This window comes from Bifidobacterium sp. N5G01, from assembly GCF_002742425.1.
Lineage (GTDB): Bacteria > Actinomycetota > Actinomycetes > Actinomycetales > Bifidobacteriaceae > Bifidobacterium > Bifidobacterium hominis.
On record NZ_NJNP01000007.1, the window covers coordinates 20,883 to 43,706 of the forward strand.

The window sequence follows — 22,824 nt, forward strand, 5'->3', positions numbered from 1 at the left end:
TTATGCTGTTTTGGGTTGGGAAAATTTGATTCCGTCAGTAAATGGATACGCTGACATGCCTCGTATTCTTGGATACACGGGATAGAAAGCGAAATTACGCTTGATGATTTCGCGATGCAGGTTGTTTTGCCGACGCGTCTGTTGCGTTGACTTTTACGGATGCCGATTGACGCTGGAAATGCGTGTGCACGATGACGCTCATTCTTCGCTCCCTACGATGGTGTTAACCAACAGGTTCAAAGGGTCAGGCATTCGCCTATCTCAGCTCCGTTGAGGAGCCCCCCTGCTTTAGGTGTTGGCTATGAACCTACGCCCTGCACTGGACGTAGCCTTTCGCCGAAGCCCATAGGTGAGTCAGACCCGTCGTCACTTTCGCATGCATAGTCTTCATCCGTATCACGCCCCACCGCGCATCTCATGGCAAAACTCTCCTTGCAGGCTAAGCTATACCTCAGTTCAATGCATTGCGTATGAAAGAGGTTGACTACATGTTGGAGACGGAACGGCTGACATTGAGGGCTTGGACTGAAACAGATGCGGAAAGCTTGTACGTCTATGCGAAAGATCCGGATATCGGACCTATCGCGGGCTGGCCCGCACACCGATCGAAAGAAGAAAGTCTCAATACGATTCGTCATGTGCTCAATGGCAAGGAATGCTGCGCGATTTGCGAGCGCGGCAGCAATAACCCCATTGGCTCGATTGAGTTAAAGCTTAATGGTCATACGGATATGACGGATCGTGATGATGAGTGTGAGTTGGGTTACTGGTTGGGCAAGCCTTTCTGGGGAAGGGGTTATATGCCGGAGGCAGCTAGGGAGATTATCCGTCATGGTTTTGTTGATCTTGGTATGAGTGCGATTTGGTGCGGTTATTATGATGGCAATCTGAAGTCGAAGCGGGTGCAGGAAAAGGTTGGTTTTGTCTATCATCACACGTGCGATGAGGTGTCGGTGCCTCTTATGCATGAGGTGCGTGTCGAGCATGTGAATATCCTTACCAAATCACGTTGGCAAATTTTGGCTGCCCGCTGATCGTGTCGGAAGCCAAGGCTGCAACAGGTTAACTGGCGATGTTTTGATGTGGTGATTGGGAGTTCAATGGCACTTACGGTCACACCGCCGAACATGCGAAATATTTCGCTAGCCGCAGACGATGATTGTGCAGAGGATTGCGAAAGGCATGCGGAATCACGGCATGAGTTGCGTTGAGTTCGTATATAATCGCAACGAGTGTGAATGACTGCAAGGAGGCTGCCATGACTGTGCCGCAACGAGTGCTTGACACTATGAATTCCGGATTGATCTATGCCTGCGATGACGAAGAGATGATCAAAGCGCAGCAGGAACAGATGGAACTACTGTACGACTTTAACGCGACCCGCCCCAGTCAAATGACGCAACGTATCGAAATTGCACGCCAACTGCTTGGCGAATTCGGCGAGGACGCCTATATCGAACCGCCGTTGCATGCCAATTGGGGATGCAACACGTATTTTGGTGCATATGCTTACGCCAATTTCAACCTCACGTTGGTTGATGATGGTGAAGTGCATATCGGCGAACATACCATGATCGGCCCGAACTGCACTATCGTTACCACCGGCCATCCGATTCGTCCTGACCTGCGCGAGAAGATCACACAGTATTCTCTGCCGGTCACCATCGGCCGCAATGTGTGGTTGGGCGCCAACGTTACCGTACTTCCTGGCGTCACTATTGGCGATAATTCGGTGATTGGTGCATGTTCGCTGGTTACCAAAGACATTCCCGCCAACGTGGTCGCATTCGGCCAGCCGTGCAAGGTGTATCGCGAAATCGGCGAACATGATGACGTCTACTATTGGCGTGACCGCATGATTAACCCGCCCTACGATCAGCGGCATTCGGTTGCATAGACATCATCGTCCTCCTTCATGAACTTATGATTCGTCAACCGTGGTAAACGCGCGGGCGTGAATATGTATGTCCGGAGCATATATTTAGATAATTGTCTAAATAAGAAAATATCTAAATATTCAGTATCGTAAAGGAGGAATGCATGGCAGGAGAGGGGTTCAAAGCGCTCTCCGATCCCACGCGACGGCGCATTTTGGAATTGCTGCGCGAACGTGACATGACGGCCGGTGAGCTCGCGGAACAATTCAACATGAGCAAACCATCGATCAGCCACCATCTGACCACGCTGAAAACCGCGGAACTGGTAACCGACGAACGGCACGGGCAAAACATCATCTACAGTCTCAACACCACGGTGATGCAGGATCTGATCGGATGGTTCATGGGGTTCATGGACGGCAATGAAAACAATAAGCAAACGGACGGTCAATAAAGGAGAATCTTATGTGCGGGAACAATCTGGATGATTCCAAAAAAGCTTTCGATAACAACATCAACAATGCTGAAAGCGTGAATAAGAATGATTCGAGGGAGAAGATCGCTCCAATCAGCCGCAACGTGTGCATTGCACTTGTTGTGCTGTGCTTGGTCAATGTTGCCGCACATCTTGCTTGCTACAGTCGACTTCCCGAAAACGTGCCGATTCATTGGGGTGCCGACGGTTCGGTCAATGGCTACGGTCCGAGAGCCATAACGTTGATTCTTGATATATTGCCGTTACTGTGCTTGGGACTTTTCCTCATCATCCCGAAGATGGATCCCAAGGGAGAAAGCTACATGAAGGCCAGCGGACTGTATCGTGGATTCGTCATCGCGTTCACGCTCATCATGTGCGGCATCACATGGTTCACCGAAGCCACCGCATTCGGCGTGATCCCAGCTACCGGTGGTCCTGTTGGGCTTATCGTTTGCGTGGTGCTGGGAGCGTTGTTCGTCGGCGTGGGAAATTACCTTCCGCGCATGCGCCAGAATTACACCTTCGGCGTCAGAACGCCTTGGGCTTTGGCTGATGAAACCAATTGGAAACGCACGCAGCGTGTAGGTGGCATCTCTTTCATGGTGTTGGGAGTGTTATTGGTCGTAGCGGGCGTCGTCAGCTCTGTCGTGCCTGTGAGCGACGTGCTCATGGCCGCAATTATTGCGACGATAGCGGTTGGCGCAGCGCTCGTTCCTTCTGCGTACAGCTATCTGCTGTTCCGCCGTAGCCGGAATTCGCAGTAACGCCAAAGCAATACTGAGACGCTCTTCGGAACTCCTCCGGGGTGCGCCCCCGAGCTTTTCCCGACGCCGTCTGATGTTCCAGTGCGCGATGTACGCGTCGGACTCGCCGCCGTAATGCTTCCTGCAACCGTCACACATAATGAAACCGCACCTTCGGTCATCGAATCTGAATTTCTTCAGTCCAACAATCGGGGTGCGGTTCACATGTGTGCGGCCCGGCCTTTTTGCTAATTCAGATGTTCGTTTTGAAACAGTCAGAAATTCATGCCCAAGGATTTCAGATCACGACGCGCCTGATCGGCATCGACGAACTGGAATGCATGCATGCCCACAGCCTGCGCTCCAGTGACATTCTTCGCGGTGTCGTCGAAGAACACGCTGGATTCCGGCTTAAGATTGAAACGGTTCAGCGCCAGTTCGTAGATGTCGGCATTCGGCTTGTGCATCTTTTCCGCGCCAGACACGATCGTGCCCTGCAGCAGCTCGCCCAGCTGGGGGAAACGCTCGAAGGCGAAATGGAACGTCTCATGCGACCAATTCGTCAACCCCCACACTCCGTAGCCTGCAGCCTTTAAATCACGCAGCAGCTGTTCCATATTCGGAATCATGCGGGGGAGCGCATCGTCGTAGCGTTCGATGTAATCGCGGAAGATCTCGGCGATCTCCTCACCCTGCTCGCGTACCACGTCGGGATAAATGTCTTCGAAATCTTCGCCATGGTCCATGCGATCCTCATAATCGTAAAAACCGCACGGATCATTATCCGCGCAAATACGGTCCACAACTACCTGAGGGTACCTGCCTTCAAGGCATGCGCGCGTCTGCCAGTCAATGAGCACGCCGCAAAAATCAAAGACCACATCGGTGACGTTGGCACTGGGGGAGGTCATGAAAATCCTTCCTGCAAAAATATGGATCGGCAACGTCAGTGTAGCGCAAAGTCACCGACGTTGGGGCTGGTGTTCAGTAAATTTGTTACACAATTAAAGTAATTGTAAAAATGCAGGCTGAATACCACAGATAATATCGCTGGCGATGATCGGATGGCCGATTTCTCCGAAATGCTGTTTTTTGGAATGACCATAGATTTGCGGACGATGCCATCCACGCTGTTCGGATTGCGATGCGATCGCTCCCGCAAGACCATGCACGTAGGCACCGGCAGCCACGACTTCGGGAACCAATGCCGGATCCTCGGCAAGCATGTCGTCCTGCTGTGCGAGCAGGGCTCCCAACATGCCGGCGAGCACGTCACCCGATCCTGCGGTAGACATCCATGCCGGTGCACGACCGGAAAGAATCACACGCTCATTGCTTTTGCCATCCGTGCCTACCACCATGGTCACCGCGCCCTTCAGCAATACGGTCGCGCCGGTCAGCTCATGGAGTTTACGGGCGCAGGCAAGCGGCTGTGCCCGTACCTTGTCGACACCGACTTCGTTTTCGTCCAGCCGGGTCAGCATGCGGGCCAGCTCTCCGACGTGCGGGGTGACGACCACCTGAGCCGGCACCTTGTTCGGTAGCAGGTCCAATGCTCCGGCATCCACCACGATTGGCGGCATATCCAATGCGTTTGCATGCTTGGCGTCGTCACCGTCTTCGGAGTCGACCTCTTGAGGCAACGCATAGTGCTTCAGCAGCGCGGCTATGGTTTCGCGCTGGATGTCGGCATCGGCGGCTTCGTCATCACCTGTGGGAACGCCGGAGCCAACCACCCATGATTGTACGCGTCCCTTGCCGATCACAGCTTCAGGCAACGAGGAAAGAACCATATCTTGCGTGCGCTGTGGGCCAAGATAACGTACCATGCCCGTATTGGTGCGCGCCGCGGCAGTGGAAGACAACACGGCCGCACCTGGGTAACGTGCGGAACCTGTCACCAATCCGACTACTCCACGTGAATATTTGCCGTCCGAAAGCTGCGGCAGACGGATTGAATCCGTTACGAAATCACCGTCCGTCATTTCGGTTGCGGGAACGCAATCATCAATATCGAAACCGAAATCGACCAAGGTGAGCCGTCCGCATGCGTATGAGGCGGGCGGCACCATCGCGCACGGCTTCATCGCACCGAACGTTACTGTCGCATCGGCTGGGATATATGGTCCCGGCAGCGAACCGTCATTCACACCAACGCCGGACGGCGTGTCGATCGCCACAACAAGCGGTAGGTCGGAGGAGGGTTCATTGTTCGGCAGGGCGGGCTTGTCGGGAAGTTCGCCGTCGAATCCCAAGGAGGATGCGATGGTGCCTGCGATGCCACGCAATGCGCCGCTTACGCCGATGCCGGCCATCGCGTCGATGATTACATGGGATCCTTGGGCGTATTCGACGGCGGCCTGCAGTCGTTCTCCGGCTTCGCCCGCGGAAAAACCCGTGGCGCATCCGGGTATTTCCGCGGCTGGGTCGAGTGCGAGAACGCGGCCTCCGGCGTGCACAAACGCGCTGAAAGCCTCCTCGTGCAGGGAGCGACCCACGGCGATCGCAGTGACGTGCGCGCCTTCGTTTGCCAATTCCGCGCCGGCATACAGGCCGTCTCCGCCATTGTCTCCCGCGCCTACCAGCAGGGTCACGCGAGCATCCTCGACGGCGAGATCCTCGTCGTCGAGCAGTGTCATGGTCACGTGGGCCGCCGCCGAAGCGGCCATGCGCATCAGAGGCACGCCGTCGTCAAGCAGCGGACGTTCCAGCTCGCGCACGGTATCGGAGTCGTAAGCGCTGTACAGTAGTGTCTGCAAACGGTCGGCGTCATCGGCGATGTCCATAACGTTCCCTTCCTCGTCGTTTATGAGCAACAATCCCTACTGTAGTCGTAATATTGGGAGTCAAGGGTTTTTCGGCGTGGAATGGAGGCTGATATGGCATATATCGAAATGCAGCACAGTTACAAGCGTTACCAAATGGGTTCCACCACCATTACCGCGAATGACGATGTGAACTTCGGCATTGAGAAAGGCGAATTGGCCATTATTCTGGGCGCTTCGGGCGCAGGCAAGTCGACGGTGCTGAACATTCTAGGCGGCATGGACACAAATTCCGAGGGCAGAGTGGTCATCGACGGGCGTGACATTTCCAACTACTCTCCGAAACAGTTGACGGCTTACCGCAGAACGGACATTGGCTTCGTGTTCCAGTTCTACAATCTCGTGGCGAATTTGACCGCGAAGGAAAACGTCGAACTTGCTTCGCAGATTGTTTCCGACGCGCAGGATGCCGTCAAAGTGTTGGAAGATGTTGGTCTTGGCGATCGTGTCGACAATTTTCCCGCGCAGCTTTCCGGCGGCGAACAGCAGCGCGTGGCCATCGCCCGTGCCGTTGCGAAGAATCCGAAGATTCTGCTGTGCGACGAGCCGACTGGCGCGTTGGATTACAACACCGGCAAGCAGGTGCTGCAGATCCTGCAGGATATGAGCCGTAAGAAAGGCGCAACCGTGGTGATCGTGACCCATAATTCAGCAATCGCGCCAATCGCGGATCGTGTGATCCACATGCATGATGGCAAGGTCACCGCCGTCGACGTCAACGAGCATCCGATGGACATAGCGGAACTCGAGTGGTGATGTCGCGACACGCGGTGCGACACTCGATTTGCGAAGACGTGCGAAGCGTGTAATATATGTGACTTGTGCACGGAAGCAATTCCGTACGGGAAGCACATTCCTGCGTAGCTCAGTTGGCAGAGCATCCGACTGTTAATCGGACGGTCACTGGTTCAAGCCCAGTCGCAGGAGCGCAGTTTTAGGAGTTTTCCTGATTTTTTTCAGGAGAAGACTTAAAACGGGAAAAATATTCCTGCGTAGCTCAGTTGGCAGAGCATCCGACTGTTAATCGGACGGTCACTGGTTCAAGCCCAGTCGCAGGAGCCACATGAAAGCCCTTGGAAATCAAGGGCTTTTTTGTTACTCCAACGAATCAAGCACGTCGTCAATCAGCGTGCGCTCGTGCGATCCATCGGCTTTGAGTCGAGGGAAGCGTCGTAAGGCATTGGCGGGACTCGCGCCGGCCGCACGCGCCACATTCGATTTCGATTCGCCATGGGCCAAAGCCGTTTCCGCAAGACGATCCACCAGCGAGTCCGACACCTTGCGAATCTGCTCGGCAACCCACAACTGCGCCAGTTCGGGGGAGAGCGCGTAATCGTCCTGCAATTCGCTTGATGCCTCCTGCACGGCCGCCCACAGCACCATAAAAGGCTTCTGATAGTAGGTGATCCGATCGTAGTCGGACTCGCTTTCCAGCTGCTGCAACGCTTTGCGCTGTGACGTGTTATCGCTCATGCGTTCCATCGTATGCCGCGACACGCCCCGAAGCCTGTGGATAACCCATCCTCCGACCACAGGGCCGTTTCAGCTGGACAATCCAATCACCATACTGTCATGCTGGCAATTCACCGCAGCACAGCGCAACAAAGCAATAAAGCGGCACAGCAACGTAGCAACGCGAAGGAGCCATCATGAACGAACATGAATATCGTCGACGAATTCAACGGAACAGAATCGTCCAAGAGGAAAAGAAACGCATTCGCCAGCAGTTGCGCCAAATCATGGTCGTATGCGCGCTGGCGTGCGTCATGCTGCTCTTGTGCTGCCTATGGTCGGCTGAACCGACATATGCGAAGACGAATTCTGGTAGCGCGTCCGGATCCTGCGTAGCCCTGATGCGATGGCCGTTGAACGGCGCGCAGATAGTTGGCAAGTATGACGCGCCGAAACAACAGTGGCTTCCAGGACATCGGGGCCTTGACCTGCGCGCAGACCCTCAGGAAGCCATTATCGCGCCAGCGGACGGCGTGATCGCCTTCAGTGGCAGCGTGGGAGGCAAAGCCGTGGTCACCATACGGCATGGAGGCAGCCTTTCCGGACTGACCTCGACGTTCGAACCAGCCAAGGCGGAACGCGATGTCGGCGCACATGTTGCGAAAGGGGAGCGTTTCGCGCATGTGGAGGGCGAATCTGACCATTGTAACGATCATTGCCTGCATTGGGGAATCAAATCGGAAGGACGGCAATACACCGATCCGGAAAGCAAAACCCGGACGGTGCGAATCGGATTGAAAGTCCTATGAAACAGGAGTCGACAGAACCATCGGTTTTGTCCATACGTCGTGGCCTCGCCGAAAAAAGTGAAGCTCTCAGGCTATGATGCTGCATGTACGATGATTACGCAGGGGAGAAATGCCATGTACAAGGAATACACGCGGCCTTTGGAACAGCAGATTGACACAGACAAAAATATTTTTTCGGTGCTTGAGGAACGAGCGAACCGTACTCCGAACGATTCCTTGGTCGAATACAAGAATGAGCATGGCAAGTGGGCGTCGTTCAGCGCCACCGAGTTCCGAGACAAGGTCATCGCCATCGCCAAAGGCCTGATCGCCCAGGGCATCATGCCCGGCGACTCGGTGTCCATCATCGCCCACACTTGCTGGCAGTGGACTGCGCTCGACGTGGCGATCATGTCGATCGGCGCTCTCACCGTTCCCGTGTACGAGACGAATTCGCCCGCGCAAGTCAAAATGATCTTCAACGACGCCAACGTCAAAATGGCGTTCGCGGAAGATGACGCGCAGCGCGACAAGATCGAATCCGTCAGGAGCGAATGTTCCGATCTTGGTGACGTCTATGTCATCGGACTTGGTGCGATCGACACGATGATCGAATACGGCCATGCCGTGTCCGACGCCGAATTCCAAGAGCGCGAACATGCAGTCAAAGGCTCGGACCTCGCCACCATCGTGTACACTTCCGGCTCCACAGGAACGCCAAAAGGCATTGAGCTCACCCATTCCAATTTCGTGTTCATTACCTATTCGGGCATCAACTCCATGCCCGACATCGCGATGAAGTCGAACCGTCGTCTGCTGCTGTTCCTTCCGCTGGCACATGTGTTCGCCCGCTACATGCAGTTCTTCTGCTTCGCCGGCAATGTTTCGCTTGGCCTGTCAGGCAACCTGAAGACGATCCTGGCTGATTTCAAGGCGTTCAAGCCGACGTTCATCCTTGCCGTGCCGCGAATCTTCGAAAAGATCTACAATGCGGCGTCGCAGAAGGCCGGAGCCGGCCTCAAAGGACGTATTTTCGCAGGTGCCACGCAGGCGGCGCGCGACTGGTCGCATGCGCAGCAGTCAGGCGAAGGCATTCCGGTCGTCTTGAATCTCAAGCATGCGTTGTACAACAAGCTGGTGTACGCCTCGATCATGGACGTGTTCGGCGGTCATGTGGAATATGCGGTTTCTGGAGGCGCTCCGCTTGATTCATCCATCGCTCATTTCTTCAATGGCGTCGGATTGCCGCTGCTGGAAGGCTACGGCATGACCGAAACCTGCGCTCCGTCAAGCGTCAATCCGACTTCCGGATACAAGATTGGCACCATCGGACTGCCGCTGCAGGGCGTGACCATGGGTGTCGACGATGAAGGCGAATTGTGCATCAAGAGTCCGGCCGTATGCGCTGGCTACCATAACAATCCCGACGTCACCAAGCAGCAAATCGTCGACGGCTGGCTACATACCGGTGATCTTGGTTCCATCGACGATGAAGGCTTCGTCTCCATCGTCGGACGTAAGAAGGACCTCATCATCACCGCCGGCGGCAAGAACGTCTCCCCATGCGAGATGGAAGCGTCGATCATGACGTCGCCCGTGGTGAGCCAATGCGTGATGATCGGCGACCGCAAGCCGTTCATCGCGGCCATCATTTCGTTGGATCTTGGCGAAACGAACGCATGGCTTGCGTCGAAGGGCGCGGAATGCGTAGTATCCCTCGAGGAGGCCTCCCGCAATCCGATCGTGCACGCCGAAGTGGAACGTGCCGTCAACAAAGCCAACGAGCTCGCATCCCGCGCCGAATCGATCCGTAAGTTCGAAATCGTGCCGGACGAATTCACCGAAGAAAACGGCTTGGTCACGCCGAGCATGAAGGCACGCCGTCAGGCGGTGGTCGACCATTACCGCACGCTGATCGACACAGTCATCTACGTTCCAAAGAACAAGTAAGCGCCAATTATCGCAAAAAAGCGTTGACTGCAATATAAAAAGCTGGTTTCCGTCGAATTGTTACGACGGAAACCAGCTTTTTATATTTCTTGTTCGGATTTCGTATGTTTGATGATCCGGATTATCTCGTATCAGCCGGATTACAGTCCTGCGTCGGCAAGCGAGATATATCCCGGTTCGATCAGCGTTTTCTTCAGATTGTTGGCGCTGACCGCAAGCGCCTCTTCTTGGATGGTCGGCACTTTCTTGTCTTTCATGGCTACGGATGAGATGAATGTCAGCTTCGCAAGCTTGCCCGACGTGTTAAGCTGCACGCAGGTCCGTGCAATGTCGGATGCCAAGGTCTTGCGATTTTCCAAAGCGGTCATCCACTGTTTGCCGTTCACGATATTCGGCATGGAGCTGACGTAGGCGCCGTAGCCGGTGATGATCGGCCATTGCGAGTTCTGCTCGTCAAGGGAATCGCTGGTATCTTCCGTATCGGAATCGCCGTCATCGGATTTAGGCGCCTGCGCAGGATCGGGAACGGATTGTTTTTTCAGGTCTTTCTTGCCGGTGATATTGTCCACGATGCCGGAAATGGTGATGGATGGGTTGATGTCGGCCGCCGAACCGGTATAGCCAAGATCGTTGAGCTCTTCGGAAACATAGCCGGCCACATAATCATTGCAGGAGATGATGCCGTCGATACGGGTATGACGCGATGTGTCCTTGTCCATGCCGAGACGTTCGGCGAGTGTGGATTTGATCCGTTCGCTTTTTGCCGCGTCGAACGCCACGGACGCCCAATCGGATTCCGTACTCGACGAGGTCAGCGTGCCGGATGGGGAAACGGCTTTCCCTTCTTTGAAATACGGTCCGAGCACTGACCAAATGCCTTTGAACACGTCTTGCGCGAAAGTCGCGTCCGCTGTGCTGCCGCTTTCATCGGCGGCATCGTAGGGGAGCAGCACTTCGATATGCTTCGGATTGTCGGAGCTGGTTTTGTCGAGTTCAAGTTTGCTGACCAGCTGCTTGGCCTGCAGCTGTCCGACTTGTTCGGCCGTAGTCATCGGTGCGTACACATCCGGAATGAAACCCTGCAGCGTGTTCGACACTAACACGACCTTCATACCCTCGTTTTTAGCGAGCTGCAATGCGGAAACCAAGCGTTCCGCGGATTGGGCGTAATCCTGGGCGTCTTCGTCGGAGGAGTTCCCATTCCATGTGATGGCGTGCGACGCGTAGTCTCCATACTGGCGGTCGGATTCGGTGGTGTCGGCCACCGGCGCTACCACCAGCGTGGTTTTGTCGGAGGAATCCGCATCGTCGCCGGTACTGTTGACGTGGTCCACCACATAATCCTGCACGCTTTGGCTTTGTTTGTCGAGGCTCGACGCCGTTTTGACGGTGATGTTGGAACCTTTGACGTTGTTGTCTTTCAAAGATGAGACTATTTCCGGCACTAGTTTTTCCCATTTGCTCAAAGGCGTCTGCTGGGAGATGGTGATGCCATCAGAAGGGGTGAAGATCACCACGTTGCCGGCATCGACGGTAGTGGCGGTGCCGGCGGAGTCCGCTTCATGCGATTGCGTTTCATTGTCGGACGCGCAGGCGCCCATGGCCGTGATGAGCGAGATCGATGCCAACAGTGCGAACAGATGTTTCGTCACGGTCGTGCGGTGCAGTGTCATGCCGTTTCCTTCATGAAAATCGAATGATGATTCCTATGCTGAGCTCCGATTGTAATATCTGGACGTCAAAAAGGGCTGGATATGCGTGTGAACCATACGTATCCAGCCCTTTGAGTCTGCTGTTGGACGTTCAGCCAAAGGTTATTCGGCTAAGAATCATTCAGCCAGAGCCTTGGCGAGATTTTCGTCCAAAGCGTTCATGAAGCCTTCGGTGTCAAGCCAGGCCTGATCCGGACCAACGAGCATGGCGAGATCCTTGGTCATCTGGCCGCCTTCAACGGTGGACACGATGACTTTCTCCAATGTTTCGGCGAAATGCTTGACTTCCGGAGTGTTATCCAAGTCGGCGCGGTGCTTGAGGCCGCCGGTCCAAGCGAAAATCGATGCGATCGGATTGGTGGAGGTCTTCTCGCCCTTCTGCCAACGGCGGTAGTGGCGGGTCACGGTGCCATGCGCGGCCTCGGCCTCGACGGTCTGACCGTCAGGGGTCATGAGCACGGAGGTCATGAGGCCGAGAGATCCGAAGCCTTGCGCCACGGAATCGGATTGCACGTCGCCATCATAGTTCTTGCAGGCCCAAATGTAGCCGCCATGCCACTTGAGGGAACTGGCCACCATATCATCGATCAGACGATGCTCATAGGTCAGGCCCGCTGCGGCGTACTTGTCTTTGTATTCGTTTTCGAACACTTCGGCGAACGTATCTTTGAACTGGCCGTCGTAGGCCTTGAGAATCGTGTTCTTGGTGGAAAGATACACCGGATAGCCGCGCATCAGACCATAGTTGAAGCACGCGCGGGCAAAACCACGGATGGAATCGTTCACATTGTACTGCACCTGGGCCACGCCGCCGTCGGCGCCATAGTTGTACACGACATGCTCGATCGGCTCGGAACCATCTTCCGGAGTGAAGGTGACGGTGAGCGTGCCTGCCCCCGGAACCTTGAAATCAGTGGCCTTATACTGGTCGCCGAACGCATGTCGGGCTACCACGATCGGTTTGGTCCAGCCGGGAACCAGACGCGGAACGTTGCTCATCACGATCGGCTCGCGGAAAATGGTTCCGCCGAGAATATTGCGAATGGTGCCATTGGGGGACTTCCACATCTTCTTCAGGCCGAATTCCTTGACACGCGCCTCGTCCGGCGTGATGGTGGCGCACTTCACGCCGACATGCTCACGCTGGATGGCCTTCGCCGCGTCGACGGTCACCTGATCGTCGGTAGCATCGCGGTTTTCGATGCCGAGATCGTAATATTCGAGATCCACGTCGAGGTACGGAAGGATCAGGCGATCCTTGATGTCTTTCCAGATGACGCGGGTCATTTCGTCGCCGTCGAGTTCGACGACCTTGCCTTCGACCTTGATTTTGGCCATGTGTTGTTCTCCTGTCGGGATTGAAGGTGATAAGTTCCTGTCTTATAACGAACGTGTTAACGATACCTGTTAATGTCCAAAAAACGGGGTGGCGGCGGGTGACACGCTCTTGCATACTGTCATTGCTGAGCATTAGCCTTGAAAGCATGTCTCAGGAAATTGAAATCGGTTTGGGCAAGAAGGGTCGTCTGGCGTACTCTCTGGACGACGTTTCCATCGTTCCCTCCCGTCGTACTCGCGATCCGCAGGATGTGTCCACTTCTTGGCAGGTTGACGCCTATGAATTCGATGTGCCGGTCATCGGCGCGCCGATGGATTCGGTGACCAGCCCGGCCACCGCCATCGCCATGGGCAAGATGGGCGCTCTTGGCGTGCTCGACCTCGAAGGTCTGTGGACCCGCTACGACGATCCGCAGCCGTTGCTTGACGAAATCGCCGAGCTGCCGGCTGAAAGCGCGACCGAACGTATTCAGCAGATCTACGCCGAGCCGATCAAGCCGGAGCTCATTGTCGAGCGTCTGCATGAGATTCGTGACGCCGGCGTCACCGTTGCGGGCGCACTGTCTCCGCAGCGCACGCAGGACTATTACTCGACCGTTCTCGAAGCGGGCGTCGACCTGTTCGTCATCCGTGGCACGGTCGTCTCCGCCGAGCATGTCTCCCAGGATCACGAGCCGTTGAACCTGAAGAAGTTTATCTACGATTTGGATGTGCCCGTCATCGTCGGCGGCGCCGCCAATTACACCGCGGCCCTGCATCTGATGCGTACCGGCGCGGCCGGCGTGCTTGTCGGCTTCGGCGGCGGCGCGGTGTCCGCGAACCGCAACACCATTGGTGTCCATGCTCCAATGGCCACCGCCATTGCAGATGTGGCCGAGGCACGTCGCGACTATATGGATGAGTCCGGCGGCCGTTACGTCCAAGTGATCGCCGACGGCGGCATGGGTGACTCCGGCAGCTTCATCAAGGCGTTCGCGCTTGGCGCCGATGCTGTGATGCTTGGGTCCCCGCTGGCTCGTGCCAAGGAAGCTCCGGGCAAGGGCATGCATTGGGGTACCGAAGCCCGGCATCAGACGCTTCCGCGAGGCTTCCGTACGAACGTCGGCACCGTCGGTACTCTGGAAGACATCATGTTCGGACCCAGCCACAATGCGGACGGCACTACTAATTACATTGGTGCGCTCCGTCGTGCCATGGCAACCACCGGCTATGTCGATCTCAAGAGCTTCCAGCGTTGCCCGGTCACGGTCGCTCCGACCCGCTGAACAAGCTTTTCGGTAAAGCCTGAATAACGGTTTGCTGATCCTGCAGTGTCATGCTGCAGGATCTTTTTGTTATGCTTTCTCGGCTGAGAAAGTCAGGTTGGAATGATTAAGTTATACATCGCAGATGAAGCGGCAGAGGTGAGATGAATGGCAGTGCGTAGAAGCGGCGATCCCCGACGTTTGGACCCGTTGTCCGGACGATTCACGGACTACATCGTGATCGATACGGAAACGACCGGATTGAGTGTGCGCAAAGGTGCCAAACTCATCGAAATCGGTGCTGTCAAAATCCATAATGATGAGCTGGTCGACGAGTTCGACCAGCTCATCAACCCGTTCGAACATGTTCCTTCAAGAATCACGGGTTTGACTGGCATCAACGATGGCATGCTGCTCGGCAAACCGGACGTACGCGAAGTCATGGATGAGTTCGCGCGTTGGTGTTCGGACACGGCCGTGGTCATGGCACACAATGCTTCCTTCGACATGTCATTCCTCGACAATGCGGTGCAGCTCGCCTATGCTCAGCAGGACGCGCGTTTCTCGCACCATTTCGTCGACACGTTGGATCTCAGCCGCCGGCTGCATCCGGAAAAACGAAGCCACAAGGTTTCCACCCTTATCGTCGACTACCATATTGCCGACATGGAGGAACACCGCGCATTGTCTGACGCCAAGCAGGAATGGATGCTGTACCGTGCCATGCGTGACGAGGCTGAACTGCTCGGCATGCTCTGACAGTCCGACGTCCGACCTAACGTCGTTCGAATACTTCGACCCGGTATTCGCCTGCGGAATAATGGTCGGTGTTGCGATACTCCGTCGTCTTCTGCTTTTTATCGTTGCTTGATCGTGTGAGATAGTAGATGGTCTTGCTTGACAGGTCATCCAAGTCGCGAACCTGTGCCATGCTGCCATGGAGGGGAGCATAACCACCTCCGCTTGACGCGTCATCCTGCTTCAGGAAATGATAATTGTCGCAATCGTGATAGTGGTAATACGAATCAATGTAAGTGAATTCACCATCGGCAACAACAGCGGACGAACTGTCGCATTGTGTGAATTCGCTGGCCTGAGCGGCATGCGGCGTCAAAGCACGTTCATAGATGTAGTTTCCACGGAAAAGGAAGCTGACGGATCCGCCGATAAGCAATGCGAGGCACAGTATCCACGACAGCCATTTACGCAAGGCATGCTGTATCGAACCATTTTCGGACGGATGTTGGGCGGTGGCTATCCTCACGCAAATCAACGCGAGCGACGCGTACAAGAAAGGTATGAACGGAGTCGCATACCGCACGGTGAAAAAGCCCCAAGGCCAGCAGAACCACCAGTGCGGTAATTGCGTTGGACCAGATGGAACCTGCCGCGCCGACATAATCGGTGTGGCCTTTGAAAGCGATTCCCAGAATGATGCCGAATGCCGTTGCAAGCAGCACGCGTGTAGTGAACCCTGCATTTTTCTTACGTTTGAGGAACGATAGGACGGCGAACAGGATCGCGGCCACGACGAGTGCGATCCAATCGTATGCGATGTTTGACATTTTGTCGTTATTCCCTTCTCGAAAAACGATGATGCGTTACGTGAGATACCCCCACGTTCATGTCGGACATCAATCTATCCGCTCGTTCTTCGGCGCAACGCCTTGTGGTTATTGCCGTTTTCTATAGTCGTCTATCAGGCGGCAGTCATTCCGAGGCATACAGGCTGACGTTCCAGTGTTCCGCAAGTCGCTCCAAGACGTGGTTGTTTTGCGTTTAGGGAGGGCTCGTTTTAATATGGGACGTCGGATAACTGGCTTCGTATCTGAATTTGTCTGGATTTGTTAGGGCCGGAGGAATTGGAGATTAGACATGGCATTAAGCGCCGCGATTATTCTTGCAGCGGGTGAGGGTACCCGCATGCGTTCCAACAAGCCGAAAGTGCTGCACACTTTGGCCGGAAAGACGTTTTTGAACCGTGTGATGGATTCCGTGGCGGCGCTCGACCCTGAAACGTTGGCCGTGGTCGTGCACTACCAGGCGGAACGAGTCGCCGAAGCGGCCCGCTCCTACAATGAGCGTGTCACCATCGTCAACCAGGATGACATTCCTGGCACCGGACGAGCCGTGCAGTGCGCCATGACGCAGTTGAAGGAGCAAGGCGGGCTTGACGGCTCGGTGCTGATCGCAGCTTCAGATATGCCGCTGCTCGATGCCGACACGTTGAACCAGCTGCTTGCCTTCCATGAGCAAAGCGGCAATGGTGCCACCGTGCTCACCACCATTCTTGACGATCCTACCGGCTATGGCCGCATCATCCGCGACAGCGAAGGCAACGTGCTGCGCATTGTGGAACAGAAGGACGCTAACAGCAGCGAGCTGGCTGTGCACGAAGTGAACACGTCCGTCTACGTGTTCGACGCCAAACTGCTGGCTGAAGCGATTGCCAACCTCAAATCCAACAATGCTCAAGGCGAGTTCTACCTGACCGATGCTCTCGAAACCGCCAAATCCAACGGTGCCGTCGGCGCATTCGCAGCCCCCGACCCGTTGAGCGTCGAAGGCGTCAACGACCGCGTGCAGCTTGCGGCGCTCGCCAAAGCCCACAACAAGCGCGTCTGCGAGCATTGGATGCGTGAAGGCGTGACCATTCTCGACCCCGAAACCACATGGATCGAAGATGACGTGCGTATCGAACGTGACGCCGTGATCCTTCCCGGCTGCTTCCTCGAAGGCAGCACGGTAATCGGAGAGGGCGCGCAGGTCGGCCCATACACGACGCTTATCAGTGCGGTCATCGATGCCGATGCCCATGTGGAGCGTTCCCGCGTGCAGGAGAGCCACATTGGCCGCGCGGCCAACATCGGCCCATGGACGTACCTGCGCCCGGGCAACGATCTTGGTGAAGAATCCAAGGCCGGCGCCTTCGTGGAAATGAAGAAGGCACACATCGGCAACGGCACTAAAGTGCCGCATCTGAGCTATGTGGGCGACGCCGACTTGGGCGAGCATACCAACATCGGCGGCGGTACCATCACTGCCAACTATGATGGCGTGCACAAGCACCACACCACCATCGGATCGAACGTGCATGTCGGTGCCGGCAACCTGTTCGTGGCTCCTGTCGAAGTCGGCAGCGGCGTCACCACCGGTGCCGGTTCCGTGGTTCGCCACGACGTTCCGGACGATTCCATGGTCTATTCCGAAAACACACAACATGTAGTAGAGGGCTGGAAGCCCGAATGGGAGCGCTGAATATGCCGGCAGTACAAGATTCCATCGACGCCATCCGCATCGCCGCAGCCGCGGCCGACCGTATGAAGGCCACTGACCTCGTAGCCTTCGACGTCACCGAACCATTGGCCATCACCGACGCGATGCTCGTCGCCACCGCTTCGAACGAACGCCAGGTGCTGGCCGTCGCCGAAGAAATCGAAAAGGACCTGTATCTCAAGAGCGGCAAGCGTCAGCCGCGTTCCCGTGAAGGCTTGACCGAAGGCCAGTGGGTGCTGCTCGACTACGGTGATTTCGTGATTCACGTCATGCATCAGGAATCCCGCGACTTCTACCGCCTCGAACGCTTGTGGAAGGATTGCCCGAGCATCGACCTGCAGCTTGAACATCCCGAGGCTTCCGACGAAGAGACCACGGAAACCGCGGAATAACACGTACGAACATGCCTTCACGTTTGGATGCGGAAGGCATGTTTTCGTATCAGGCGAGATAGTATTCGCAAATTTCATAATCGAGAAAGCAACGGAGAAGGAAGCAGTATGCCTCGAAACGTCGAACTCGAACACAGCGGCACAGTACCGGAGCACGTTCACGCCATCACTCTGGTGCGTCATGGGCGCACCGCCTACAATGCGCAACACCGCTTGCAAGGCCAGATCGACATTCCACTCGACGAAGTGGGCCGATGGCAGGTTGAACAAACAGGCAAGGCGTTGCGTGAACTGTATGTTGACCGTCGTTCCGATATTGCGAAACGGCTGGTTGTTTGTTCGGATCTGGGGCGTGCCGCAGCCACCGCCCATGCGTTCGCGGATCCGCTCGGATTGGAGGTGCATCCGGATGCCCGCGTGCGTGAACGCAGCTTCGGCGACTGGGAGGGCATTTCCGTCGAAGAGCTGGCGCAGCGTTACCCTGAGGATTACCGTTCCTGGGCGGAATTTCGTGGCGGAGAACTCAAATATGGCGCTGAACCCAAAGAGGAAGTGGGGCGGCGTGGCGTCGAAGCGCTGAACGATTGGGCGTTCCGTGCCGGGCGTGACACGGATTTGTATGTGTTCTCGCATGGCGCGTGGATTTCTCAAACGTTGCAGACATTGCTGGGAATGGCTGACGCGCACGGTGATTTCGCCGACATTCTGTCGATGCGCAATGCTCACTGGGTGCGGCTCATTCCATTGGAGATCGGTTCCGCATTGCGTTGGCGTTTGATGGATTACAACCATGGTCCCGCCATTGCTGACACCGAAGAATGGGAACATCCCAACCTGTAGCGGGTCTGCAATCGGTCCATAGCCGGCCGATGCATGGTGTCGAACGCTGCCTGTCATCGTTTTTTCAAGCTTTTCACAGAATCGCCAGTACTTTCATAGCGGAATTAGCTATCGTCAGGGCTTGTGGAAAATTTTTTTAAAGGAATCTCTTTTTCGTCGATTTGCGCGGGTGCGCTGGCGGCGGTCACGTCATTCCTGCTTTCCGCGAAAATCGGTATCGCGGGATCGGTGATTGGCGTGGCTGCGGGCTCGGTTGTTTCCGCGGTTGCCACGCAGGTGTACAAGAACGTTTTAAAGGCGTCGGGGGAGAAGCTCCAACAGGCCGTGCCGTTACCGTCAAGTAGTGATGAGGCTTCGGATGAGCCTGCTGCGGATGAAACGCAGGTGCTTGGCTCTTCCGCGAAAGGTGACGAGACGAGGATTATCGGCTCGTCTCCCGTTGCGTCGGATGCCACGATGGTATTGTCCGCCGACACTGTTGCGATTGCGCCGTCCGGCTTGCCGCGCGTCATCTCCTCCGGGCAGGAGGATGAGGATGCGACCCGCACGCTTGGCGATATTGCCGGAGCGGGGAAGACCCCTGTGGTCCAGGACGGGCAGCGTGGTGTCGGTAGCGCTAGCATTGCCAACGGGAAATCCGCTGCTCGTAGCGCACGTGGTGTCCAAGTGCAGCATGCGGGACGGCGTTCCTCGAATTGGTTGCATAGCAAATACGCTCCGGCGATCATCGCATTCGTCAGCGCTCTGGTTGGTGTGGGAGTGAGTGCGGGATTGATTCTCGCTTTCACCGGCGGTCAGGGAACGGATACCGTGGTGCGTAACGTGGTGCATGAGAAGGTTGTGCCTTCGCATGAAAACACTGGCGATTCCGGATCCGGTAATGAGCAGGTTCCTGCGCAGAAGCCCAAGTCCGATTCCACGGATTCGAATGATGAAACCACCACGGATGGCAGCGGCAAGACCACCAGCGGCTCCACCGACTCGCCCACTTCCAATGGCACGTCAGGCAATACCACCAATGGTTCCACGTCCGGAAGCAGTGGATCGTCATCTGATAATTCCAGCAACGGTCCCAGCCAGACCGGAACGGACCCGTCCAACGGTACCGGTTCGAACGGAAGCACGTCCGGCACCACTGGTGATGGTTCATCATCGGGAACTGGAAGTAGTGGCACTGACGGATCGACGGGCACTGGCACATCGGGATCCACCGATGGTACTGCCGGTTCGACAGGAGATGCAAGCAGCAACTAGCGTTACCGGTGCCGTACTTTCCGTGTCGCCCGCATGAGGCGAGATTGCATATTGCGGATTACATATGGCAGTTTCCTAATGCGGGCGACACGCCGAAAGTTGCGTGGCTCATGTCTGTGATGTATCTTGTATGAGGTTTGCAAAGCAGACTTTGGGGCTATGGCGCAGCTGGTAGCGCATCTCCATGGCATGGAGAGGGTCAGGGGTTCGAATCCCCTTAGCTCCACAATTATCGAGGGCCACTCCGCAAGGGGTGGCTTTTTTCGTTGAAACGACGCTGTTTCGCGGAAGTGCTTGCCGAACCTCAAAAACGTCTTAAGGTGGTAGAAACCGGTTATAAGGTGGTACGAAGGTGGTAAAGAAAACGGCAACGGCAGGACAGGCAGGTATCTGCTCGCGCTCTACCTCAGCCACGACCTCACTCTGCCCACCGTGCTGTCCCTATCCAGGACGATCGCGGAGAACAAGAACGAATACTACAAGGCGTTCACCGAGGCCGAGGACAAACTCAACAGCGGGGAACTCACGTTCTTCGTATACACCATCCTCGGACTCATCGAACGGGCGCAGGAATCCCTGATCGAGGAGCTCGGCGTCAAAATCGACCAGCTCGACAAGGCGACTGTCCTACGTGACGAGCTACGGAAGGAACATGCGCTGTCCACGAACGCAACCCTGCTTCTCTACGCAGTCATGCAGGAGGAGCTGTTCGACACCACCAAGTCCATGACGCTCGAAGACGCAGGCGGCGACCTCATGCTGACGAAGCAGACGATCCGCAAATACGTGGACGAGCTGGCGGGCGTGAGCCTCATCGAGTTCACAGGAAGACGCCCTCTCAGATTCAGGGCCTCCGAAGCGCTGCGCACGCGCATACAAGCAAAGCGAGAATGGGGGATGGAATGAAATGCCTTTGTGCTTTTTCTGGCAGATACCGTCTGACATACCTAAGCCAGCAAACAAGAATTGTCACATCGCAAAAAGCCCAGGCTAAATCGGAGATGTCTGAATCTGCATAAATTCTTTTGAGAGAAAAACCATCAATGGAATAAAGAAATTCACATACAATATCTAAGCCGAGTACGAATAGCGGCATGCCGTAGGCTTTGTCTTTGAACCCATTGCGAATCAACTCGACGTGCATATCGTCCAGCAAATACCGCTGATGCCAACCCAAAATCAATCCTTTCTTTTCCATGATTGATTGGATAGCAGATGATCGTGGTCTGACGCCTCAACAAAGTGCGGAACAGGTGCATCTTTCCTAAATTTGTGTTCAGATGAGGCACGTATGTGATGTTATTCACGTTGGGTGAACATGCGTTACGGGGTTTCTTGACGTAGTCTGAAAGTATGCCCGCATTCCATGGGCACGCAAACGAAAGGACGTCATCATGGCAGATCTCACCGATGAGATGAAGGAATTCCTCAACAGCAACCTCGCATGGGTGGCCACCATCAGCAAAGAAGGCCAGGTTGATCTCGGACCGAAAATGAGCATGTTCATCATCGACAGCAACCATATCGGCTACCACGAGCGCACCGCGGGCCAAACATACCGTAACCTGCTTGACGGCAGCGATCTGGTCGTCGCGGTCGCCAATCTTGAACAGAAGAAAGGCTACCGCTTCCGTGGCAACGTCGTGCTTCATTCCGACGATGCGATCTATGACGAGCAGGTCAAAGTCGCTGAGGAACGCGGTACGAAAAAGCCGGCAACCATTCCGGTCTTGGAGATTACGGAAATCCAGGATCTCACCCCGGGCGCTACGGCAGGTAAAACCATCGTCAAGGACTGATCAGTTCCATACTGACCTAGTCGAAACGATAACAGCGGAGAACCGCAGGCGGGACAGCATGTCCGGTCTGCGGTTCTCCGCTGTTATCGGAACGGAATATCGCGCATATGCTGCATATCGTTCGCGGCGGTTCGACTATGGATCCCTATACGACAGCTGCATGTATGGGTTGTGGATAAGTGTGGATAAGTGTACGCTCATCCACTTATCCACAGATTTTCTTAAGGAGGTGGCGGGCGAATATTGGTTTCTGCCATGCTGGTCTGCACGCATAAGCGAAGACGCTCATGCGACAACCAGCAACCGAAGAAGGTGAACCATGACACAACACACCATACGCCGCCGATGCGTAGCATTCCTCGCCATTGGCGCTATGGCGGCCCTCGCCATGCCGAGCACGGCCCAAGCTGCTCCACAATTAGCCGATCTGGGCGTCAAACAGTCCATGAGCGTGAAAGCAAGCAACGGGGAAAGCCTCGAAGGCAAGGACCTCCGCGCCATCCAACTCGCCACATACACTGCGGCAAGCGTGGACGGCAACACGATCGTCGGCTACGATCTGACCACGAACACAGCATTGGCGCCAGACATCACCGCGGCGGCCAAAACAGCCGGAGCCACCGACGCGAACCTCACCGTCAACGGCAAAAACGATCCGATGGCGTGGGTGGTGAAGAATCTGACCGACTCACGCAGCGATCTGTGGGGCGGAAAGCTACGCAACTTCTGCAATAGCCTCGCCAAACAAACCAACTTCGCCAAGCAGGAGGGAACGGCGGTCGCCACAGCCAGCCAAGACAAAACCACCATGTCGACCGGCAACGTACTTGTGCCGGGAATCTACGCCATCGTGGAC

Annotated in this window: 21 protein-coding genes, 3 tRNA genes, 2 pseudogenes and 1 riboswitch; of the genes and pseudogenes, 19 read left to right on the forward strand and 7 right to left on the reverse strand. The window is 55.6% G+C overall.

What is annotated here, in order from left to right; translation table 11 throughout:
• Window positions 1–192: 192 nt before the first annotated feature.
• A riboswitch (TPP riboswitch) is annotated at window positions 193–295 on the reverse strand.
• Between the two features lie 175 nt (window positions 296–470).
• The 4 genes from CE168_RS08760 to CE168_RS08775 all read left to right on the forward strand — a co-directional run bounded on the left by CE168_RS08760 (window position 471) and on the right by CE168_RS08775 (window position 3,119).
• Entirely contained in the window at window positions 471–1,034 is a 564-nt protein-coding gene (locus CE168_RS08760) for a GNAT family N-acetyltransferase (RefSeq protein ID WP_099572019.1), read from the forward strand.
• Between the two features lie 224 nt (window positions 1,035–1,258).
• The gene (locus CE168_RS08765) at window positions 1,259–1,897 is read left to right on the forward strand and encodes a sugar O-acetyltransferase (protein ID WP_099572020.1); all 639 of its coding nucleotides are present in this window, start codon (window positions 1,259–1,261) and stop codon (window positions 1,895–1,897) included.
• 143 nt (window positions 1,898–2,040) lie between these two features.
• Window positions 2,041–2,331: an autorepressor SdpR family transcription factor gene (locus tag CE168_RS08770; RefSeq protein ID WP_099572021.1), complete on the forward strand. Its 291-nt coding sequence runs from the start codon at window positions 2,041–2,043 to the stop codon at window positions 2,329–2,331.
• 11 nt (window positions 2,332–2,342) lie between these two features.
• Window positions 2,343–3,119, forward strand: coding sequence for an SdpI family protein (locus CE168_RS08775; RefSeq protein WP_099572022.1), 777 nt, complete (start codon window positions 2,343–2,345; stop codon window positions 3,117–3,119).
• A gap of 254 nt (window positions 3,120–3,373) precedes the next feature.
• Here the strand turns inward: CE168_RS08775 and CE168_RS08780 are convergent, their stop codons facing one another.
• On the reverse strand, window positions 3,374–4,009 hold the full coding sequence (locus CE168_RS08780; RefSeq protein ID WP_099572023.1) for an HAD family hydrolase: 636 nt from the start codon (window positions 4,007–4,009) through the stop codon (window positions 3,374–3,376).
• Between the two features lie 93 nt (window positions 4,010–4,102).
• Window positions 4,103–5,884 carry a bifunctional ADP-dependent NAD(P)H-hydrate dehydratase/NAD(P)H-hydrate epimerase gene (locus CE168_RS08785; RefSeq protein WP_099572024.1) on the reverse strand — a complete coding sequence of 594 codons (1,782 nt, stop codon included), beginning with the start codon at window positions 5,882–5,884 and terminating at the stop codon, window positions 4,103–4,105.
• Window positions 5,885–5,977: 93 nt separating this feature from the next.
• Here CE168_RS08785 and CE168_RS08790 point away from each other — a divergent pair, with 93 nt between their 5' ends.
• The 3 genes from CE168_RS08790 to CE168_RS08800 all read left to right on the forward strand — a co-directional run bounded on the left by CE168_RS08790 (window position 5,978) and on the right by CE168_RS08800 (window position 6,985).
• Window positions 5,978–6,679: an ABC transporter ATP-binding protein gene (locus tag CE168_RS08790; RefSeq protein ID WP_099572025.1), complete on the forward strand. Its 702-nt coding sequence runs from the start codon at window positions 5,978–5,980 to the stop codon at window positions 6,677–6,679.
• 98 nt (window positions 6,680–6,777) lie between these two features.
• A tRNA-Asn gene (locus CE168_RS08795) sits at window positions 6,778–6,850 on the forward strand.
• 59 nt (window positions 6,851–6,909) lie between these two features.
• Window positions 6,910–6,985: transfer RNA gene (locus CE168_RS08800), tRNA-Asn, on the forward strand.
• Between the two features lie 33 nt (window positions 6,986–7,018).
• Here CE168_RS08800 and CE168_RS08805 read toward each other — a convergent pair.
• Window positions 7,019–7,396: a transcriptional regulator gene (locus CE168_RS08805; protein ID WP_180753427.1), complete on the reverse strand. Its 378-nt coding sequence runs from the start codon at window positions 7,394–7,396 to the stop codon at window positions 7,019–7,021.
• A 176-nt stretch (window positions 7,397–7,572) separates the two neighbouring features.
• On the opposite strand from CE168_RS08805, the gene CE168_RS08810 reads away from it, so the two are divergent.
• Both CE168_RS08810 and CE168_RS08815 read left to right on the forward strand, forming a co-directional pair.
• Complete coding sequence (locus CE168_RS08810) at window positions 7,573–8,184, forward strand: M23 family metallopeptidase (RefSeq protein ID WP_099572027.1); 612 nt, start codon at window positions 7,573–7,575, stop codon at window positions 8,182–8,184.
• Between the two features lie 114 nt (window positions 8,185–8,298).
• The gene (locus CE168_RS08815) at window positions 8,299–10,113 is read left to right on the forward strand and encodes an AMP-dependent synthetase/ligase (protein ID WP_099572028.1); all 1,815 of its coding nucleotides are present in this window, start codon (window positions 8,299–8,301) and stop codon (window positions 10,111–10,113) included.
• 140 nt (window positions 10,114–10,253) lie between these two features.
• On the opposite strand, the gene CE168_RS08820 is transcribed toward CE168_RS08815, so the two are convergent.
• Window positions 10,254–11,786, reverse strand: a complete 1,533-nt coding sequence (locus tag CE168_RS08820) for a substrate-binding domain-containing protein (protein ID WP_099572029.1) — start codon at window positions 11,784–11,786, stop codon at window positions 10,254–10,256.
• Window positions 11,787–11,942: 156 nt separating this feature from the next.
• A complete protein-coding gene (locus CE168_RS08825) occupies window positions 11,943–13,163 on the reverse strand; it encodes an NADP-dependent isocitrate dehydrogenase (RefSeq protein WP_099572030.1) in 1,221 nt (406 codons plus the stop codon).
• Window positions 13,164–13,309: 146 nt separating this feature from the next.
• Here CE168_RS08825 and CE168_RS08830 point away from each other — a divergent pair, with 146 nt between their 5' ends.
• Both CE168_RS08830 and CE168_RS08835 read left to right on the forward strand, forming a co-directional pair.
• Window positions 13,310–14,428, forward strand: a complete 1,119-nt coding sequence (locus CE168_RS08830; RefSeq protein WP_099572031.1) for a GuaB3 family IMP dehydrogenase-related protein — start codon at window positions 13,310–13,312, stop codon at window positions 14,426–14,428.
• 147 nt (window positions 14,429–14,575) lie between these two features.
• The gene (locus CE168_RS08835; protein WP_099572032.1) at window positions 14,576–15,166 is read left to right on the forward strand and encodes a 3'-5' exonuclease; all 591 of its coding nucleotides are present in this window, start codon (window positions 14,576–14,578) and stop codon (window positions 15,164–15,166) included.
• A gap of 16 nt (window positions 15,167–15,182) precedes the next feature.
• On the opposite strand, the gene CE168_RS08840 is transcribed toward CE168_RS08835, so the two are convergent.
• Together CE168_RS08840 and CE168_RS09205 are read right to left on the reverse strand one after the other, a co-directional pair.
• Complete coding sequence (locus tag CE168_RS08840) at window positions 15,183–15,617, reverse strand: hypothetical protein (protein ID WP_143433427.1); 435 nt, start codon at window positions 15,615–15,617, stop codon at window positions 15,183–15,185.
• A complete protein-coding gene (locus CE168_RS09205) occupies window positions 15,610–15,972 on the reverse strand; it encodes a hypothetical protein (protein ID WP_236824379.1) in 363 nt (120 codons plus the stop codon). The genes CE168_RS08840 and CE168_RS09205 overlap by 8 nt, the downstream gene beginning before the upstream one ends.
• A gap of 310 nt (window positions 15,973–16,282) precedes the next feature.
• On the opposite strand from CE168_RS09205, the gene glmU reads away from it, so the two are divergent.
• From glmU to CE168_RS08885, 8 genes and pseudogenes are all read left to right on the forward strand, one after another.
• Window positions 16,283–17,665, forward strand: coding sequence for a bifunctional UDP-N-acetylglucosamine diphosphorylase/glucosamine-1-phosphate N-acetyltransferase GlmU (gene glmU, locus CE168_RS08850; protein WP_099572034.1), 1,383 nt, complete (start codon window positions 16,283–16,285; stop codon window positions 17,663–17,665).
• A 2-nt stretch (window positions 17,666–17,667) separates the two neighbouring features.
• The gene (gene rsfS / locus CE168_RS08855; RefSeq protein WP_099572039.1) at window positions 17,668–18,075 is read left to right on the forward strand and encodes a ribosome silencing factor; all 408 of its coding nucleotides are present in this window, start codon (window positions 17,668–17,670) and stop codon (window positions 18,073–18,075) included.
• Between the two features lie 108 nt (window positions 18,076–18,183).
• Window positions 18,184–18,915, forward strand: coding sequence for a histidine phosphatase family protein (locus CE168_RS08860; RefSeq protein ID WP_099572035.1), 732 nt, complete (start codon window positions 18,184–18,186; stop codon window positions 18,913–18,915).
• Window positions 18,916–19,038: 123 nt separating this feature from the next.
• The gene (locus CE168_RS08865) at window positions 19,039–20,169 is read left to right on the forward strand and encodes a hypothetical protein (protein ID WP_099572036.1); all 1,131 of its coding nucleotides are present in this window, start codon (window positions 19,039–19,041) and stop codon (window positions 20,167–20,169) included.
• Between the two features lie 153 nt (window positions 20,170–20,322).
• Window positions 20,323–20,395 (forward strand) — tRNA-Ala (locus tag CE168_RS08870).
• 137 nt (window positions 20,396–20,532) lie between these two features.
• Window positions 20,533–21,075, forward strand: a pseudogene (locus CE168_RS08875) (Fic family protein); the annotation flags it as partial.
• A 488-nt stretch (window positions 21,076–21,563) separates the two neighbouring features.
• Window positions 21,564–21,968 carry a pyridoxamine 5'-phosphate oxidase family protein gene (locus CE168_RS08880; RefSeq protein ID WP_099572037.1) on the forward strand — a complete coding sequence of 135 codons (405 nt, stop codon included), beginning with the start codon at window positions 21,564–21,566 and terminating at the stop codon, window positions 21,966–21,968.
• A 319-nt stretch (window positions 21,969–22,287) separates the two neighbouring features.
• Window positions 22,288–22,824 (forward strand): annotated as a pseudogene (locus CE168_RS08885) (isopeptide-forming domain-containing fimbrial protein); the annotation flags it as partial.